Raw genomic sequence first — 16,419 nt, forward strand, 5'->3', positions numbered from 1 at the left:
CAGTCGTTCGGCACTCTTCTCGCCATAGTCCGCGCCGGTCTTGGCGCCAACCTCGAGCTCCATTAGTCGCTCGGCGGCAAAGCCAATCATCTCACGCAGTAAATCTGCATCGCCGCTCTGTTCGACAAGCGCGCGAAGGTCCATCATAGGTTTGGTCATCGGGTGTCATCCTTGGATCAGATTGAGTCTAGCAACCCGACCTTACTAAGAAACCCGATGGCCACCTGAGCTACACCACCCCGTGGGACACGATCGCAGGCTTTGACATCTCGACTACCTAACCATCAGGTTTCACGAGGTGAATCCCTCTCACCGATATGTGCAACAAGCCCAGATTTTGGCATGAAAACGACCTAAATATCTGGATTTAAAATATAAATTATATATCACTGATATATATGATAAGATTGTCGAAGAACAGACATTGTGTGTCAAACAACAGAGATAATAGTAATTTATTAACTATAATGCGCAAAGCTGTTCAGGCATGAAAGAAATCAGTGTGGAAGTTATCGATCATGAATATCGAAAAAGTAATGAGCCCAAGTCCTATCGAAGATTATAAATCTCTTGTATCAGAGATACTCTCGGATATGGAGAAAAATGGCTTTATTAACCCAGAAGGGTACGGAGAAACACTTCTAGAATTTATTCATTCTGTAATTAAAGATATGGATCCAGAGGATCTCGAAGAAGACAATTGCGCCCAACCTAACGAAGAAAAAATTGATCGTATATATGAGGTCGGCAATGTGATTTACGCAGCCTCGTTGTTTTGATCAGAGATTTATTATTCTAATTGAGCCAGCGCCCACCATATCTTCAGAGTGAACGTAAAGAACGACCGCACCATTCAGAGTTACTGATGAGACATTATCAGTGTCTGTTTCGTTTATAGAAATTTCTGCGTTCTCATCATAATATTCGATTTCGATCAAATCATTTCTTGGGTCAAAGTTGGAAATATATCCCGGCTCATCGTCGGAATAAGTAATCGATAATGTATCAGCTCCTTCACCACCATCAGCATAATCTCCGGCACCCAGGTGGATATAATCGTCACCATCGGCGCCCATCAAATAATCAGTACTCTGATCTTCTTCCACTGAACTACCACCATAGATCACGTCATCACCTGCCCCACCGTTAACCGTGTCAGTATCGTCGCCACCTTCTAGTGTATCGTCACCATCCTCTCCTTTTATCCAGTCATTGCCTTCACTACCCGAAATACTATCGTCATTGGCACCGCCAATCAGATAATCATTACCACCGTTACCATTAAGCGTGTCTGCGCCATCCCCGCCTGAAACGGTATCGTCGCCGTCACCACTCGAGATGAAATCATCTCCAGCGTCACCTACAAAAAACTCGCTGTAGTCAGTACCGTATAGTTCATCCTCTTCATCGGAGCCGTAATAGTCAGGCGCCCCATCTGACGGATCGACATCAGCGCCGATAGAACCGAGCTCTTCGTCTTCCAAAGTATCAGCATCGGCATCAGACGTATCATTGCCTTCTGAGGCATCGGCCTCGGTGTCTGCCGTCGTTTCAGAAGTATCGCTTTCTACTGGTGCCTCGGTGATTTCGTCTTCATGATCATCTTCATCATCAGATGAATCGCCGCCCACAAGAAACCCAGCCATACCGACCGTTAATAGCGATAAAAGGCCTATTGCTCCCAACATTTTACATCACCCTACTCAAGCTAGGCCTAATAACGCTAGAGGCACCAATAAAGCTAAGCCAATAAAGCCCATACTGTCGTCACCTCCACCATCGTCCTCGTCCTCGTCCTCGTCCTCGACTTCGTCGACAACGTCGACTGTCGGAATACCAAGCATGCCATCGTCAGACTCTGCGTCGGCCTCATCGACCTCGGACTCATCATTAACAAGCAGATCATCATCGATATCCACATGATCGCTTACTTCACTGAGCACATCGACATCGTCCATAACGATCTGGAACTGTTCAGTTGGTATAAAATCTACGATGGAGACCTGCAGTATTTCACCAGCTGCGAGGCTAGTTGAAATATTTGTACCCTCAGCCAAATCATCCCCGACTAACTCCGTAAGGGTGGTTTCAGCATTTGAGCTTCCGGTTTCTTCCGGATCAGATACACCGACTTTAATTGCGGTGATATCTCCAAGGTCTGAGACTATATCAGATAAATCTAAAGAAATAGTTTGGTCTTCCTTAGACGAAATAAACATAACAACTTCGCCCTGACCGTAATAAAGATACGTATCAGAACTTGCGTTATCATCACTAGTTTCAATAAGAGACTTTCCCGGCAAACTCTCTGCCATTAAAGAAAACACTTGGCCAGCTGGGGTCAGGTCTTCATAACTAAACCCTGTAGAGAGCGCATTAGCTGTATTTTGCTGTAGCGGCCAAATATCAGCACCGTCCACACCGGAAGCAACCATCTCTTCAAATGTTTCCAGAATCTCTTGGCCTTGCCATAGACCGTAATCTTCTGCAGATGATAAGTCATATCCGCTAGTATTCTGATTCCACTCAGTAACGTAGATATCGACGCCGTCTTTTACTTCACCCCAAGTCTTATAAATTTGATCCGTAACATAAGATACTTCATCCTCGAATTCGCTATCTGAAGTATAAAGATGGGGAGTGATGCCATCGACTGCAGCTAATTCACTCTCATTATATTCAGATATAATCAGAATATTTGCTACATATGTCCAATTAACGCTCCCGTCGGAATAAAGAGCATCGTCATCAAGATCGAGACCATAAGATTCATTTAAAGAAGTTAAGACATCGCTACTCTCAACTCCTTCGTATTCATCACTTAACTTGGCAACCCCCCAATTATGGCCGGATTGAACAAGTATTTTAATATCAGCTGCGGTCTCATCGCTAAGTGAAGCTTGATATAACTCATCATCAATAATTGCTGCGATCTCGGACGAAACTCTGCCATATTCAACAGAGGACATTTCTCCAGAGCCCCAGTATTCATTACCAATTTCAAAGGCGTTAATTTCTGCATCACCATATTGACCGGTGATAAGCTCTTGAACATAGGTACGCAGAGCGTCTTCATCTATTTCGGCATACCTATCTCCGTTCTCATCAGTATTATCAGATAGATAAGTTCTTGTTGGAATAACGATAGTTACAGAAATATCATTATCCGAAGAGAATGACATAAAATCGGAAAGAGAGATAAAGTCTTTAACTGATGTATCGTTATTAAAGTTTCCGGTTAGATCTGCAATTTCTGTTTGATCGGGGTCGGTAATGTCAAAATAGTATTCCGTGAGAGACCCGCCAGGATACCGTAAACTCGTTACCCCTAAATCCTCTACAAGCTCAGAAAAATTACTATCGCCAACAAGGCTATCTCTATTCGCAAGTATATTTCCGCCGAACATGTCGTCGGAAATCGCATAGATCCCCCCATCAATAGATAGTTTCATTTGAGACTTACCTAGCTTCACTACGTCAATCGCGCCTTCGCTTAGGTTTATTCTCAACTATTTCATCTTTTAGGCCGGTTAATGCCCGATACGTAAACAATAGAAGCGCAAGAAAATTGCTTAGTATTTTATTTTTATTGATTTTATTTAAAATAAGGATGAGTTTTTATTTTCATATTCTTATCCTATTTCAATTAGATATTTCAGATAGTTAAGCCGTTTGCATGTCATATCCTGCCAACAACCGCTCTCGTACGATGAATGGTACCGGCCATGATGCTTGGCTAAAGCCACGAGGATCGTTGTCGGTCTAGCTTGATCAAGAAATATCTTGATATGCGCGGCGCAGTGGAAAGCTTGACCGCTCCACGATGTTCACCGACATCGACATTCAAAGCTGCCCGACACTAAAAGTGCTCTTTGGCCTATCATTTTAACAACCTGTCGGGCTGATTGAGATGAACGGGCTCAACTAATTGGCTTATCCCGAACAATTCGACGCTGTGGCGCTGTCAGGCTTTGAGTTAAAAGCTCATCCCGTATTAGCGCTCAAAGCAGCTACTGAACCTGCTGATCGACAGCACAAACATGCGCCTCCGCGGCGATAGGAAATGAAAGGTTAGCCGTGCAGGCGTGAATCGCAGAAGGTTCATCTTGGGACAGACACGCTCCCTGGCGACATTCTCGCAGTCGAATTAATATTTAGCAGGCAAGGCAATAGTAGGATCTTCTGGGAACTACTGTCGCAGATCCCAGAAGAATAAGAAATTAACACAGCTATCACCGATGAAGCCTTTGATACGCACTGCTGCCAAACTGCAATCATCGAGCACGACGCGGAACCGATCCTCCGTACTGGCTCAGTATGGAAGCCGGATTGCCCAACCGCGATATTACGAAACGAGATCCAGCGGGCGCCCTGATGTCTTGGTCAATCCATCTGGCAGAAATGGAGAGGTTACCACGCATGAAGTCGCGTCGAAGCACAAATAAATAGTCTCAGGCCATTCGGCGATCGGATCATGTCATGAGACTATGATCGCCAAACTGTCTAAATCTAGACCCGCATTACCATCATAGACCTTCACTCGGCCTATAGAAGGGCCGAGGTCGAAGTCATGGCTTAGGCCGACAAGGAAAGAAGAGAGCGTCAGATTGGCCGACTAGCGCACCAATGTTCCCAGCGTTCAATTAAGAAAACCCACTTCGTAACGACGCTGATCTACCCAGAGATTTTTTAGATGTTTGAGATAAGCGTAGGACTATCGCTCATGGCTATTTTTAATTATTGTCTCAAAAAGATTAGGTGCCAACGCTTTAGCCGATAGCGCCCCTACTTTTTCAGCCACATCAACGGGAACTCCCTCACGCATTGCGATACGAGCTATTCTCTCAGCAATTGGACGTAGACGTGTAGAATGAAGGATATGATTTGCTATATCGTTTGCGTTTTCTTCGAATGGAATAGTCATGGCACAACCCCAAATGACCCGACGTTAATCATAATTAGTGATTAATGAAGCTTCGTAAAGGGTTATTATAATAACCAAGAATATATTCGGATTATTATATATAATTAAGTCCTGTCATTACGGAGAGTACGGTAGTCTAACCTTATAAGCCCGCGCTTCAACTCACTGTGATTATGACCTTCAGAGTTGTAACTGGTCTTACTAGAACGTCTCGCGGGTGACCTAATAGCCTCGTGAATGAGCTGGTCAAAAAGATCATAATCATTATTGTGGCTCGCACGAACAAGTGCGCTTACTAAATCCAGATTCATAAGTCGCCCCCAGGCAATTTTGCTTCGTTTACCACTATGCATGATTCAGGTTTATGAATACTGAATCTCTTTAAAAACATTCTTTAAGTGCGCATCTATTTAAATAGACAACACAAGATCAAAACTCTTGTTTCACAATGCTTACCCTTCAACCTCGTGCCCAAAAACGTACTAAGGTTCCATCCACAAAATGGCAGTCTGCGAACATAAATAATACATTACTATCAATCACATAAAAATCGAGATGACTTTCAACTGAGAGGATCTCAATAAATGATTTTCAAGTCTCAAAGAGGCGAAGTTTAGATTTTACTTCTAAAAAGAAAGCGCATCTGAGCAGCGATAATGTTCGAAAGCAAAAATGCGCGGTCTTCGACCGCGCATTTTCACTCAGGAGCTGCTGTAACTATTAGACACCTTTAGAGACCTCCTTTCAATATATTTCTACCTAATAATTTAAGGTTAAGAAGACTCTAGCTTCTCAGTATTTTTTCCAGAACAGTGAATGTCTCTGCTTTGGACCTTGGCAAAGGTAAAATACGCTCTTTTGCACCGCTTGCCATCACGGCTTCGGCTTGTGCTCCCAAATCGAAACACCACACTGGAAGTCCCGTCGCGAGTGCCTCATGCGTAGTAAAGGAAAATGTCTCCGGCCAAATCGAAGGGATCAGCCAGCAGTCAATACCATAATTTTCAGCCAGTATTGCAATCTCGTCGCGAGCGTAACTACCGTGGATCGTAGTTGACGCGCCATATAGCGGATAATTTGGATCGATATTACCCATTACTACCAGTCGCGCTGCCTTCGAACGAGCCAGCTCTTGTGACATAGACTGCAAGATCTGTGCACCTTTTTGATAGCCAATATTGCCCAAAACTCCGATAGTTCGAGTTGGCTTATCCGGAATACGGGCAATCTGGGGTACGTTCTGTAGGGGCGCATGCGGCCTAAGTTCGATACGCGGTGCGAGATCAGGCCAAAGTCCCGTAATGATTTCTCCGCTATCCCGCGAGAAGGTGACAATACGTGCCTTTGACAACGCTTCATACCAGCTGGCTTGCCATTGAGTGAGGCTTACAACCATACCGTCTGCATAATGAATCTGATGACAAGCCTGTGCACCATGGGTCTCAGGAGACGGAATACCAGTGTAATGTCCCTGCGCGTCTAGCAACGTATAAGAGGGGCTCAGAGGGAAATAATCGTGTACTTCGATGGTGAGATCGCCTGCCCTTCCTGCCCATTCCAGCAAACGCTGGGGCAAAGTTTCAGGGCGCGTATCCCCTACCCCGCAGATATAGATAATACGGCGGCGCTCCACTGCATATAAAAGCGTCTTTAAGACCCATTCGCTTTCCAATTCAGCACTGGTAACACCGAGGTTCGTATGTAGCTCCATCCGGTAGGCAGCAGTACCGCCCAGCTGTAGCACCGCCGCCGCCTGCCCTGCGTCACAGAGTGCGGAAATATCGCGACGCATCGCATCTTCGGCGCCTCCGCCTAGCGAATGAACCACATAGACCGAGAGCGGATCGCTCTGCTGTGCCGCAGCCCAGACGAGCCCTAGGAGCATCCGCGGCCCGATCAGAGGATCACCAGCTATGAAGTCCTGCACCTCCGCATCGAAGCGCGGATAGCGCTCAGTAATCCGGCGTCCGTTAGCCGCGATCAGGCGGCGTTTTTCCTCGCTCCCGAAAGATTCCCCACCGCGATGTTCCACAAACAGGCTCGGCAGCCCCAGATGGCGCGCCCCCTGCGCCATGGTCTTGCGGCACCAGTCCACCTCCTCGCCATAACCGCGCCCGAAGACCGTATCGAATACGGGGACACGGGCGAGCCATGCCGGCGCGATCGCCATACAGAAGCCCACGCCGGTGGGCAGGGCCGCCGCAGGCGCCTGCGCCAGATACGCGCGCGCCGCTCGATCGATGGCGGCGGCGATCCCGGATTCCTGACCCTTGGAGAAGACCTCGCGCTGGCAGATGACGGGAGTGTTGAGGATCTCGGCATCGTTGCACATGGGGGTGACACTAGCCACATTGGGATCCGCAAGCGGCGCGATCAGCCGCCCCGCCCAGCCCTCGGGCACCAGCGCATCGGAATTCAGCAGCACCACCGGATCGCCCCGCCCGAGCGCTGTGGCAAAGCCGCGATTGACCGAGCCGATAAAGCCCAGATTGATGTCGTTTTCCAGAAGTGTGACCCGCTCCGCGCCCTGATCTGCCGCCCAGTCGCGCAGGAAGGGCCGGATCGCGGGGTCGGGCGAGCAATCCTCGATCAGCACCAGATGCCAGCCGGTATCTGTATGGCGCAGGATCCGTGCCAGACAGTCCTGCAGGAGATCGAAGGCGTTATAGACGGGCAGCACAATGGTGATCCGTGCGGCCTCCTCGGGCAGCTCACGCCCCGCGGCCTGTTCCGGCAGGAGCCCCAGCGAGGCCTCCGAGATCCGCAGATAGTTCCGCGCAGGCGGGGCCAGCCGCAACAGCGCCTTCAGCTGCGCCTTTGCCGCATCACGCGCTGCAGGATCGGGACTGGTGCGATAGGTCCGCATCGCCGGCAGGCCACGCAGCCCCGCCCAGAGAAGCGCGCCTGCCAGCCGCAGATTGCCGCGCAGCCGCCGCACCGATCCCGGCTGGCGCAAGGACCAGAGAATCTCCCCGCCCGCATGGCGGATGCGGATCTCGCCCGGCCCGGCCACCAGCGGCAGCGACAGCGCGAAGCCCACCCGGCCATCCCCGCCATGGGCCGCCTCGACATCGGCGCGGTGCTGATCGGGGCGGGTGGCGATGCGATGGGCCTCGCCGCAGGTCATCACCACCTCCTCGGCCCTGACCCATCCGCGGATATGGTGGCGGTTGCCATGGATCTCCTCCACCTCGAGCCAGCCCAGAAGCGTGCCATCCGCGGCCGTGATCCGGCGCGGGCGGAAACGATAGATGCGGTGTAGCGAAGAGTAACGGATCCAGAGCGCCTGCAGGCTGCGCAAGGTGATCATCGGGGCAGGCTCCTGCATGACGAGAAAGGGAGAACGGGGACCACTGCGCGCTCTAGCCCATTTCGTGGTAGAAAGCGACCGAAGGATCATCGAAGCCCGCCATGGCCTCGGCGCGGTCCGTCTTGCGGGTCACATAGCCCCCCGAGACCTTCTTGTGGACCACCTCGCGGGTCAGGACCACTGGCTCCGGCGCGCGGGTCAGGAAGCGTTCGGAGGTCTGCAGGACCACATAATCGGGCTTTTCCTGCGTCAGGATCTCGGGGTCCCATGCCCCCGCCGAATAGACGTAGACCACCCGCTCAAACACGGCCCTGAAATAGCATTCCATATGTTCGGAAGAGCTGCCGCCGAACAGCGCCACTGTCGCCTTGATCTTGGGTTTAGGATTATGCGAGATGCGGACCCGCCCGTGATGGAGCACGAAATTATCGAAAATCACACGGCTGTCCTCGGGCCATGCGGCCTTGGTGCGATAGCTCAGATGCAACGGTACCGCCTTGAAGCCCAGATCGCCGCCGGTGCGGATCACGTGATAGCGGTCGGGAATATTGGGAATGCCGCGCTTCCAGTTTTCCAAAAGCGCCTCGCAGACCTTGCGCGCGCCGAAATCGCTCCAATGGGTCTCGATCCGGTCGAAAGATAACTCGCGCAGCGGCACCAAGATATCAAGCGGATAATGCACATCCGGATCCTCTCCGAACCGGTCGAGCAGGCTGTCGAGCGGGGTCTGCCCACCATGGGGCAGCGGATAGTAATCGGGCATCACGCTCTCTTTGGAGGGCGCCACCAAGAAACTCGCCCGCATCTTGGGCCAGTCGTCGCGCATCGCAGTGAAAGCCGCGAAATAGCGGTTCCAATCGGCAACCCAGCTGTCCGAGGGCTGATGCGCCTGTGTGAACTGGGCGGGGCTATCGTTACTATCACCGGCCAGAAACAGCCAGCCATGCAATCCTTCGATAAATTGCGCCGTGCCCGGATGGCCCTTACCGATCTCGTGGCGAACGTCCCCGACCTCGAGAGCCAACGAAATCTCGGGTACACCTTCTCCGAGATCGGCCTCTAGCACCGTCTCGAACCCACAATTACGCGCGAACTTGCGCGTCTCTACCGGTAGTTTAAAATGGTTCATGATATCGCCGCGCAGCTGCTCTGGCGCTAGTCGGATCTCGGACTGACCCGCAATCCGACAGACCAATGTGGCCACCGGTACGAAACTCTTCCGGTCAAGCGCCCAGCCCCGCACCCCGATGCGCATACGCCCCGCCCCGAGCGGGCAGAAGCCGACCTGCAGCGCGTAGGCGATGTTATGCCCACCGATCTGGCATTCCCCGCTGGCCTGCCCATCGATCCGGCCTGCTGGGGCGGCAGGCTGGCTGCGCGGAAAGCGGCGCGGGAGAGAGCCCCTGCCGGACGCGCTTGCGGGATCTGCCATGGCATAGGACAGGGTCTGGGCAGTGGGCCGCCCTTTGGTGGCCAATGAAAACAATCTTTTAAATCCAGACACGTCGCTATCCTTGCCACTTCCGCTATCTCTGGAAGCCAGTCCCAGACTGGCGCGAAGATGCGGCTTAATCAAGCCGAACTAGAACGGTCAGCGGCCTGTGGCAAGTCTGCCCGCGATCCCCGCCCCGGGACGGGAAAGAGTTGATCCGGCCTGCGCGACATGAAAAGGTGCGAAATGCCCGCGTCATGAGCGGGAACGGAGTTACAGGGGTTTTCCGGACGAGATGCCTAACCAGTTTTTGATGCGCGCCAGATCCTATCTGCAGGCCCGCCGCCCCGCCTTCCGCAAGGACCGTCTGTTCGACCAGCTGATGCGACTGCCCCTGACCCAGCAGGAAACCCTGCGGACGGATCTGTTCGACAAGGTCGTGGTCGATCCCGCGAAAGCGGCACGGTTCCGCGCCCTGCCGATGCCGGAGCGCCGCTATGTGCTGTTTTTCACCGCCCGGTCGGGCAGTTCACGTCTGGGCGATATCCTGAGCCGGACGGGGGTTCTGGGCCAGCCCAACGAGGCCTTCAATCCCGGTTTCGTGCCTAATATCGCACAGGCCTATCACGCGGCTGACCTTGCCGACTATGCCCAGGCGGTTTTGCGCCGCCGCAACACGCAGGGCACCTTCGGCGTCGAGATGACCTATTCGCATATGATGAACCTCTTCGGCTCGCTCGAGGAGATGATCGCCCATCTGCAGCCCACCTCCTATCTGTGCCTGATCCGCGAGAACCTGCTGGCGCAGGCCTTGTCGCTCTCGAAGCTCAAACAGACCAAGGTCGCGCATTCGACCATTGCCGATGCCGAGCGCCAGAGCGCCGCCGATCAGGCCTTCCGCTACAATCCGCGCGAGATCATGTATGCGATGGCGATCTATTGTCTGGCCGAGGACCGGCTCGAGGCCAAGCTGCACCGCCACCAGATCCGCCCGCTCTATCTGAGCTACGAGCAAACCGTCTCGCTGCCCGATGCGCAGATCCTAGGGGCGATTGCCGGCCATGTCGGGGTGGAACTGCCGGAGCTGCCGCATATGCCCAGCAGCCATCACAAGCTCTCGGGCAGCCGCAGCGCCGAATATGCCGCGCGTTTTGCCGCCGAGCATCCTGATTTTCTGGCGCGGATGGAGGCCCATCGCGCGCACAGGCTGGACAAACTGCACGGCTTCACCACGACAGATGCCTGAAGGCGGCGACAGGACGGATGGGCGCGGACGGCCTCCGCCTCACGCGAATTTTGGGCGGACTGCTTGTCTATGGGCATGTTTCTGCGCCATGCTGGGGGGTAAGACTGGCGATACAGGGCGCGGCAGGCTAGAACCCGCTCGAGATTAACATAGGCAGAGCATAGTGAACGAGATTACCAAGCCCTCTTCTCCCGCGGCCCCTGAAAGCAAGACAGCAAAGCCCAAGGCCTCTCCGGCGCAGAAGACGCCCGCCTCCCAGCCTGCCGCCCAAGGCAAGCAGAAAGTCGCCGCAACCATCTCGCGTGCCGGTCTGCGCGGGCGGCACCGTCTGGCGGCGCTCAGCTTCGTGATCGTGGTGGTCGTGCCGGTGCTCTTGGCCTCGCTCTATCTCTTCACCCGCGCCCATGACCGCTTTGTCTCGCATGTGGGCTTCTCGGTGCGCTCCGAAAATACCTCCTCGGCGATGGAGATGCTGGGCGGTCTGGCCGAGATCTCGGGCTCGTCCTCCTCCGATACCGACATCCTCTACAATTTCATCAAGAGCGAGGAGATGGTGCGCGCCATCGACGCCCAGCTCGATCTGCGCGATATGTGGTCCAAGCCCGGTGCGCGCTGGTGGCATATGGGCGATGACCCGTGGTATGCCTATCACAAGGGCGGCACGATCGAGGATCTGACCGCGTATTGGGGCCGGATGGTCAAGGTCTATTCCGATAGCGGGACGGGGCTGATCGATGTGGAGGCGCAGGCCTTCACCCCCGAGGATGCTCATAAGCTGACCGAGGCGATCTTCGACGAGAGCTCGAAGATGATCAACCGCCTGTCGCAGATCGCGCGCGAGGACAAGATCCGCTATGCCCGCGAGGAGCTGGAAACCTCGGTCGAGCGGCTGAAATCCGCACGCTCCGCCATGACCAAATTCCGCAACGAGAACCAGATCGTCGATCCGCAATCGCTGATCGAGGGGCAGGTCGGGCTCCTGTCCTCGCTGCAAGAGCAGCTGGCCCAATCGCTGATCGAGCTTGACACGCTGCGCCAGACCACTCGCGACGATGATCCGCGCATCGTCCAGACCCAGCGCCGTGTGCAGGTCATCCAGGACCGGATCGGCGCCGAGCGCAAGAAACTGGGTCTGAGCAGCGCCGTCGGCGGGTCACCGGCCACGGCCGATGACATGACCGATGGCGCGGGCTATGCCAATATCGTGGGCCAGTATGAAAGCCTCGCAGTCGACCAGCAATTCGCCGAGCAGAGCTATACGGCGGCGATGACCTCCTATGATGCGGCCAAGGCCGAGGCCAACCGCCAGAGCCGCTATCTGGCCGCCCATATCCGCCCCTCCATGCCCGAAGCCTCGACCGCCCCCTCGCGCGGCGAGATCATCGGGTTGCTGGCGATCATCATGGGCATGATCTGGGTGCTTCTGGTGCTGATCGGCTATGCGCTCAGGGATCGCCGCTGAGGCGCGAGAGGCACAAGTCGATGATTGTCCTGAAAAACCTCACCAAGGTCTTCCGTGCCGCAGGGCATCGCAAGACCGTGGCCCGCAATATCAATGCCATTTTCCCTACCGGTGTGTCGGTGGGGCTTCTGGGGCGCAACGGTGCCGGAAAATCGACCCTCTTGCGGATGATCGCGGGGCTCTCGAGCCCGACCTCGGGCGAGGTGCTCACCGATGGCCGGATCTCCTATCCGGTGGGTCTGGCAAGCGCGATGCACCAGAACATGACCGGCGCGCAGAACGCGCTGTTCGTGGCGCGGATCTATGGCGCGGAGACCGACGAGATGGTGCAATTCGTCGAGGAATTCGCCGAGCTGGGCCCGCATTTCCATATGCCGGTGCGGACCTATTCCTCGGGGATGCGGGGGCGGTTGAGCTTCGGCATCAATATGGCGCTCGATTTCGACACCTATCTGGTCGACGAGGTCACTGCGGCGGGTGATGCCAGCTTCCGTGACAAGAGCAATGCCATGTTCCTTGACCGGATCGGCACCCGCTCGGCCATCTATGTCTCGCATTCGACAGGACAGATCCGCAAGATCTGCACCGCTGGTGCGGTGCTCGAGAAAGGCACCCTGACCTATTACCCCGATATTGATGAGGCCATCGACCATCATGACCGCAATATGAGGCAAAGATGACGGAGAACCCTCTCGACCAGCTGAGCCCCGAAGAATTCAGCCGCCTGCGCTCGGTCAAGGAGACCGAACGTTTCAGCACGATCCGCACGATCACGGCGCTGATCCTGCGCGAGATGAACACCACCTATGGCCGCTCGCCGGGCGGCTATATCTGGGCCATTCTGGAACCGTCCTTAGGCATCGCGGTGCTGGTGGCGATCTTCTCGATCGGCTTCCGCAGCCCGCCTCTGGGCGATAATTTCGCGATTTTCTACGCGACCGGTATGCTGCCGCTCGGGATGTTCTCCACGACTTCCGGCAAAGTCTCGCAATCGATCAACTTCTCGCGGCAATTGCTGAACTATCCGCGCGTCACCTTCCTCGATGCGATCCTTGCGCGCTTCATCCTCAATGCCTTCACGCAGGCACTTGTCTCGACCATCATCCTCAGCGCGATCCTGATGATCTATGATACCCGTACGACCTTCATCCTGCCGCAGGTGATCTCGGCCTATCTGATGGCGGCGGCCCTCGGTCTGGGCATCGGCACGCTTCTATCCACCCTTGTATCCCGCCATCCGATGTGGCAGATGATCTGGGGTATCATCACCCGGCCTCTCATCCTGATTTCCGGGGTCATCATCTTGCACGAAACCCTGCCCGAACCCTACAGCAGCTGGCTCGACTGGAATCCGCTCGTCCATGTGACGGGCGAGATGCGCAAGGCCTTCTACTATTCCTACCATCCCGATTATCTCGATATTGGCTATGTCTATCTGGTGTCGCTGATCTGCGGCACAGTGGGACTGTTCTTCCTGCGCCGCTATTATCGCGACATGATGGAGAACTGAATCTAAGAGCACCAAGCAAGGCAAGTTTTCTTTGAGACTTTCTGTAGCAAGACTTGAAGCATGCTGGAGAACACAACGCTCAACACTTCATCTTTAGCGCAAGAAAAATCGACTAATGCCTCAAATGTCCGATTTCTTAATCAAAGACACAACGGCAATATTATTCAAACATTTAGGAATATTTGGTTGCACCAAGTATACCAAGCAACCTATAGTGTATTTACTCAAAGGATAACTTGACATATTTTATTTTGTCATCGCGGATCGTTATGCGATCCGCGATATTTCTTTAAGGTTATGGTATTGGCTTCTAAAACTATTTTTCAGTCGGTTTCACGTTGTTCGAGACGACCCAACTAGGCCTACGACCTAGGCCATTCCAAGTGATTTTGGGATCTTCCGGATGATGATAAACCTTCTTACCCTTCGGCGACTTACGTGGGATGTGTATCTTTTCATCAGACTTCTCGACGATTTTGGCAACAACCTCCTGGGCGGAGTACCCCAACTCGGCACCTTCGGAGAGAAACCTTTCGACAAAGCCAACTAAGTCACTCGCACGTTTGTTCTGAATAGAAACCTCAACATCTTTTTGAAGCTGAAGAAGATCGTCGAATGACAGACTTCGTAGATCGGTGTGTTTCATAAGAGCCTTCTCTAGTTAGCAAGACAAATACAGCCATTAACAAATTAATTACCATACGTAAGGAGACTTACAAACCAAATCGACATAAAAAGACGAAATATTTGTTATACATCCTCCTAGAAGATCAAACTAAATAGCCCTAGGGAGAAGATTATATATTATGCAATCTAATGTAGTTACTATATTTCAATCCGTAGTTGCTATCACGAAACCACGCACACTTTAACTTCAGATCGAGATATCCCGAATGGGATGTTGCAACAACGTACACTCAAGGTTTAGCTGCTACAATCGATACTATTTTGTAACTTTATATTTTAACAAAGCATTATACAAAGCACTGGAGCTATTATCGCTCTGTACTTTTTGCACTATCGACTTGTATTTAACTACATGAAAATCCTTAATATACCTCATGCTTAGTCGATTGATATTATCTTCTAAGTCTTCAAAATTGATTGAAAATCCTAAAATTGACAGTATCTCCACCTCTCGCCACATCTGACTTTCAACAAATAATAAAAGATTATCATCAGTATAAGCTGGAGAGTTCTTAGTTAAGGCGCGAAGTAACCGGACCCTTGCATCTAACTCCTTAGGTGCCCCTCCATGTACGTGGATTTTACTCGTTATCAAACTTCCACGTGATGAAGTCAGAGGATTACCCGTATAAATTGGCTTTGATTGAGTTAAGTAATCCTCAAATACAGCTAGCATCTGAGGCTTATACGAAAACAAAATACAAAGCCTCCAGTAATATTTTTCACTAATAAGCCCAGAGCTCATCTTCAATAGATTATAAAACTCGCCTTCATTAGACCATTTCAAAAAATTATTTAGATCATCCATTTCAGGAAGTTCAATCTGCAGCTTAGGGTCTATTGCGTTAAAAGTGTCGCGATCAACCCACTTTTTTGATGCATTTATAATCACGCTAGATTTGCTGCCTTATTTCGTCGCGATAGTTTCATCCGATTTCTAATACAATTATTAATGACTTGATCTAGGTCGTCAACGCTATCTTCTTGGTATTCTGGAGTAAAACGTAAATATTCCAAAATCTTACTTTTCAGTACTAATGCCCCCTCAGTTTCAGCTTCGAACTCAATCACTTCTGCTTCGATATTAGCGAGGTGAAGTGTAACTTCTTTCAAAAGGGATTCAAGATTGCTCAGCTGCTCATGCATAGAATCGAAATTCACAGTATCCACGTGCTGCTCTAGCGCAGCTTGAGAACTACAAAGGATACTTTTAAAGCTTTGAAATTCTATCTCCTTCTGACACTCGGATAACTGCACTAAAACACGGTTTCTTTTATTTCTTATAATAAAATATTTAGCTGCCATTTTGAAAAGGCGCTGCTCATGTTTGTAATGTATTGTCAAAAGTGAGTTTCTCGAAGACATGTCCAGTTTCATAGGTGCCCCCTAGGCTCACAAAATTATTCATTCTAAGGTTAGTCGTGATCTGTCACACCTCAATCGTAAGATGACATAGTCAACAATCCTTTAATCGACCGTACGCCCATTGCTTAAAACAAAACTAGTTTGATTTCCTAAAGGGGCTTGTTGCGCGGCCTTGTTGAGCTATTCGCCCGGCAGCACGAGGAGCCCCTATCCCCGCCGCCTTCAGGTCACGGCTTCGGTCTCGGCCCTTCCCAAGGCCGAGCAACAGTTCATGATAGCGATACGGATTTGGATTTCTGCGGTCTGGCGGTCGGGGTCTCGCGACATGATCCGATCGCCCAAAAGCTTCAGACGGTTCATCTGGGCCTCGACGCGACTTCGTGTGTGGTAGCCGGTCCATTTCTTCCAGATCGATCGACCCAGACATCGCGTCGCCCGTAGGATCTCGTTTCTCGATATCGCGGCGGGGCAGTCCGGCTTCCA

At 52.1% G+C, this 16,419-nt stretch carries 13 protein-coding genes and 2 pseudogenes; 5 read left to right on the forward strand and 10 right to left on the reverse strand.

The window, feature by feature from the left end; genetic code table 11:
• Positions 1-159: pseudogene (locus VSX56_RS19580) on the reverse strand (IS256 family transposase); the annotation flags it as partial.
• 359 nt (positions 160-518) lie between these two features.
• On the opposite strand from VSX56_RS19580, the gene VSX56_RS19585 reads away from it, so the two are divergent.
• Entirely contained in the window at positions 519-779 is a 261-nt protein-coding gene (locus VSX56_RS19585) for a hypothetical protein (RefSeq protein ID WP_350939245.1), read from the forward strand.
• Here the strand turns inward: VSX56_RS19585 and VSX56_RS19590 are convergent, their stop codons facing one another.
• The 5 genes from VSX56_RS19590 to VSX56_RS19615 form a co-directional block, all read right to left on the reverse strand.
• A complete protein-coding gene (locus VSX56_RS19590; RefSeq protein ID WP_350939246.1) occupies positions 780-1,688 on the reverse strand; it encodes a calcium-binding protein in 909 nt (302 codons plus the stop codon).
• A 15-nt stretch (positions 1,689-1,703) separates the two neighbouring features.
• Positions 1,704-3,452: a hypothetical protein gene (locus VSX56_RS19595; protein ID WP_350939247.1), complete on the reverse strand. Its 1,749-nt coding sequence runs from the start codon at positions 3,450-3,452 to the stop codon at positions 1,704-1,706.
• A gap of 1,262 nt (positions 3,453-4,714) precedes the next feature.
• Positions 4,715-4,924, reverse strand: coding sequence for a hypothetical protein (locus VSX56_RS19605; protein WP_350939248.1), 210 nt, complete (start codon positions 4,922-4,924; stop codon positions 4,715-4,717).
• A 784-nt stretch (positions 4,925-5,708) separates the two neighbouring features.
• Positions 5,709-8,234, reverse strand: coding sequence for a glycosyltransferase (locus VSX56_RS19610; protein ID WP_350939249.1), 2,526 nt, complete (start codon positions 8,232-8,234; stop codon positions 5,709-5,711).
• 52 nt (positions 8,235-8,286) lie between these two features.
• Positions 8,287-9,738: an alginate O-acetyltransferase AlgX-related protein gene (locus VSX56_RS19615; protein WP_350939250.1), complete on the reverse strand. Its 1,452-nt coding sequence runs from the start codon at positions 9,736-9,738 to the stop codon at positions 8,287-8,289.
• Positions 9,739-9,961: 223 nt separating this feature from the next.
• Between VSX56_RS19615 and VSX56_RS19620 the strand changes: the two genes are divergently transcribed.
• The 4 genes from VSX56_RS19620 (at position 9,962) to VSX56_RS19635 (ending at position 13,884) form a co-directional block, all read left to right on the forward strand.
• Positions 9,962-10,912: a Stf0 family sulfotransferase gene (locus VSX56_RS19620; RefSeq protein ID WP_349294663.1), complete on the forward strand. Its 951-nt coding sequence runs from the start codon at positions 9,962-9,964 to the stop codon at positions 10,910-10,912.
• A gap of 163 nt (positions 10,913-11,075) precedes the next feature.
• The gene (locus VSX56_RS19625) at positions 11,076-12,374 is read left to right on the forward strand and encodes a KpsE/RkpR family capsule polysaccharide export protein (RefSeq protein ID WP_350939251.1); all 1,299 of its coding nucleotides are present in this window, start codon (positions 11,076-11,078) and stop codon (positions 12,372-12,374) included.
• A gap of 20 nt (positions 12,375-12,394) precedes the next feature.
• Complete coding sequence (locus tag VSX56_RS19630; protein ID WP_350939252.1) at positions 12,395-13,054, forward strand: ABC transporter ATP-binding protein; 660 nt, start codon at positions 12,395-12,397, stop codon at positions 13,052-13,054.
• Positions 13,051-13,884, forward strand: a complete 834-nt coding sequence (locus tag VSX56_RS19635) for an ABC transporter permease (protein WP_350939253.1) — start codon at positions 13,051-13,053, stop codon at positions 13,882-13,884. The genes VSX56_RS19630 and VSX56_RS19635 overlap by 4 nt, the downstream gene beginning before the upstream one ends.
• 316 nt (positions 13,885-14,200) lie before the next feature.
• On the opposite strand, the gene VSX56_RS19640 is transcribed toward VSX56_RS19635, so the two are convergent.
• From VSX56_RS19640 to VSX56_RS19655, 4 genes and pseudogenes are all read right to left on the reverse strand, one after another.
• Positions 14,201-14,530 carry an H-NS histone family protein gene (locus tag VSX56_RS19640; protein ID WP_350939254.1) on the reverse strand — a complete coding sequence of 110 codons (330 nt, stop codon included), beginning with the start codon at positions 14,528-14,530 and terminating at the stop codon, positions 14,201-14,203.
• Positions 14,531-14,827: 297 nt separating this feature from the next.
• The gene (locus VSX56_RS19645; RefSeq protein ID WP_350939255.1) at positions 14,828-15,463 is read right to left on the reverse strand and encodes a hypothetical protein; all 636 of its coding nucleotides are present in this window, start codon (positions 15,461-15,463) and stop codon (positions 14,828-14,830) included.
• Positions 15,460-15,948: a hypothetical protein gene (locus tag VSX56_RS19650; protein WP_350939256.1), complete on the reverse strand. Its 489-nt coding sequence runs from the start codon at positions 15,946-15,948 to the stop codon at positions 15,460-15,462. Before VSX56_RS19650 ends, VSX56_RS19645 begins: the two co-directional genes overlap by 4 nt.
• A gap of 210 nt (positions 15,949-16,158) precedes the next feature.
• Positions 16,159-16,419 (reverse strand): annotated as a pseudogene (locus tag VSX56_RS19655) (IS5/IS1182 family transposase); the annotation flags it as partial.

Source organism: Thioclava kandeliae (genome assembly GCF_040297545.1).
In the GTDB taxonomy this organism is placed as follows: Bacteria; Pseudomonadota; Alphaproteobacteria; order Rhodobacterales; family Rhodobacteraceae; genus Thioclava; species Thioclava kandeliae.

Coding starts and splice junctions, on each gene's coding strand:
- VSX56_RS19585 (WP_350939245.1), top strand. CDS start 519: ATGAATATCGAAAAAGTAATGAGCCCAAGTCCTATCGAAGATTATAAA.
- VSX56_RS19590 (WP_350939246.1), bottom strand. CDS start 1,688: ATGTTGGGAGCAATAGGCCTTTTATCGCTATTAACGGTCGGTATGGCT.
- VSX56_RS19595 (WP_350939247.1), bottom strand. CDS start 3,452: ATGAAACTATCTATTGATGGGGGGATCTATGCGATTTCCGACGACATG.
- VSX56_RS19605 (WP_350939248.1), bottom strand. CDS start 4,924: ATGACTATTCCATTCGAAGAAAACGCAAACGATATAGCAAATCATATC.
- VSX56_RS19610 (WP_350939249.1), bottom strand. CDS start 8,234: ATGATCACCTTGCGCAGCCTGCAGGCGCTCTGGATCCGTTACTCTTCG.
- VSX56_RS19620 (WP_349294663.1), top strand. CDS start 9,962: ATGCCTAACCAGTTTTTGATGCGCGCCAGATCCTATCTGCAGGCCCGC.
- VSX56_RS19630 (WP_350939252.1), top strand. CDS start 12,395: ATGATTGTCCTGAAAAACCTCACCAAGGTCTTCCGTGCCGCAGGGCAT.
- VSX56_RS19635 (WP_350939253.1), top strand. CDS start 13,051: ATGACGGAGAACCCTCTCGACCAGCTGAGCCCCGAAGAATTCAGCCGC.
- VSX56_RS19640 (WP_350939254.1), bottom strand. CDS start 14,530: ATGAAACACACCGATCTACGAAGTCTGTCATTCGACGATCTTCTTCAG.
- VSX56_RS19650 (WP_350939256.1), bottom strand. CDS start 15,948: ATGAAACTGGACATGTCTTCGAGAAACTCACTTTTGACAATACATTAC.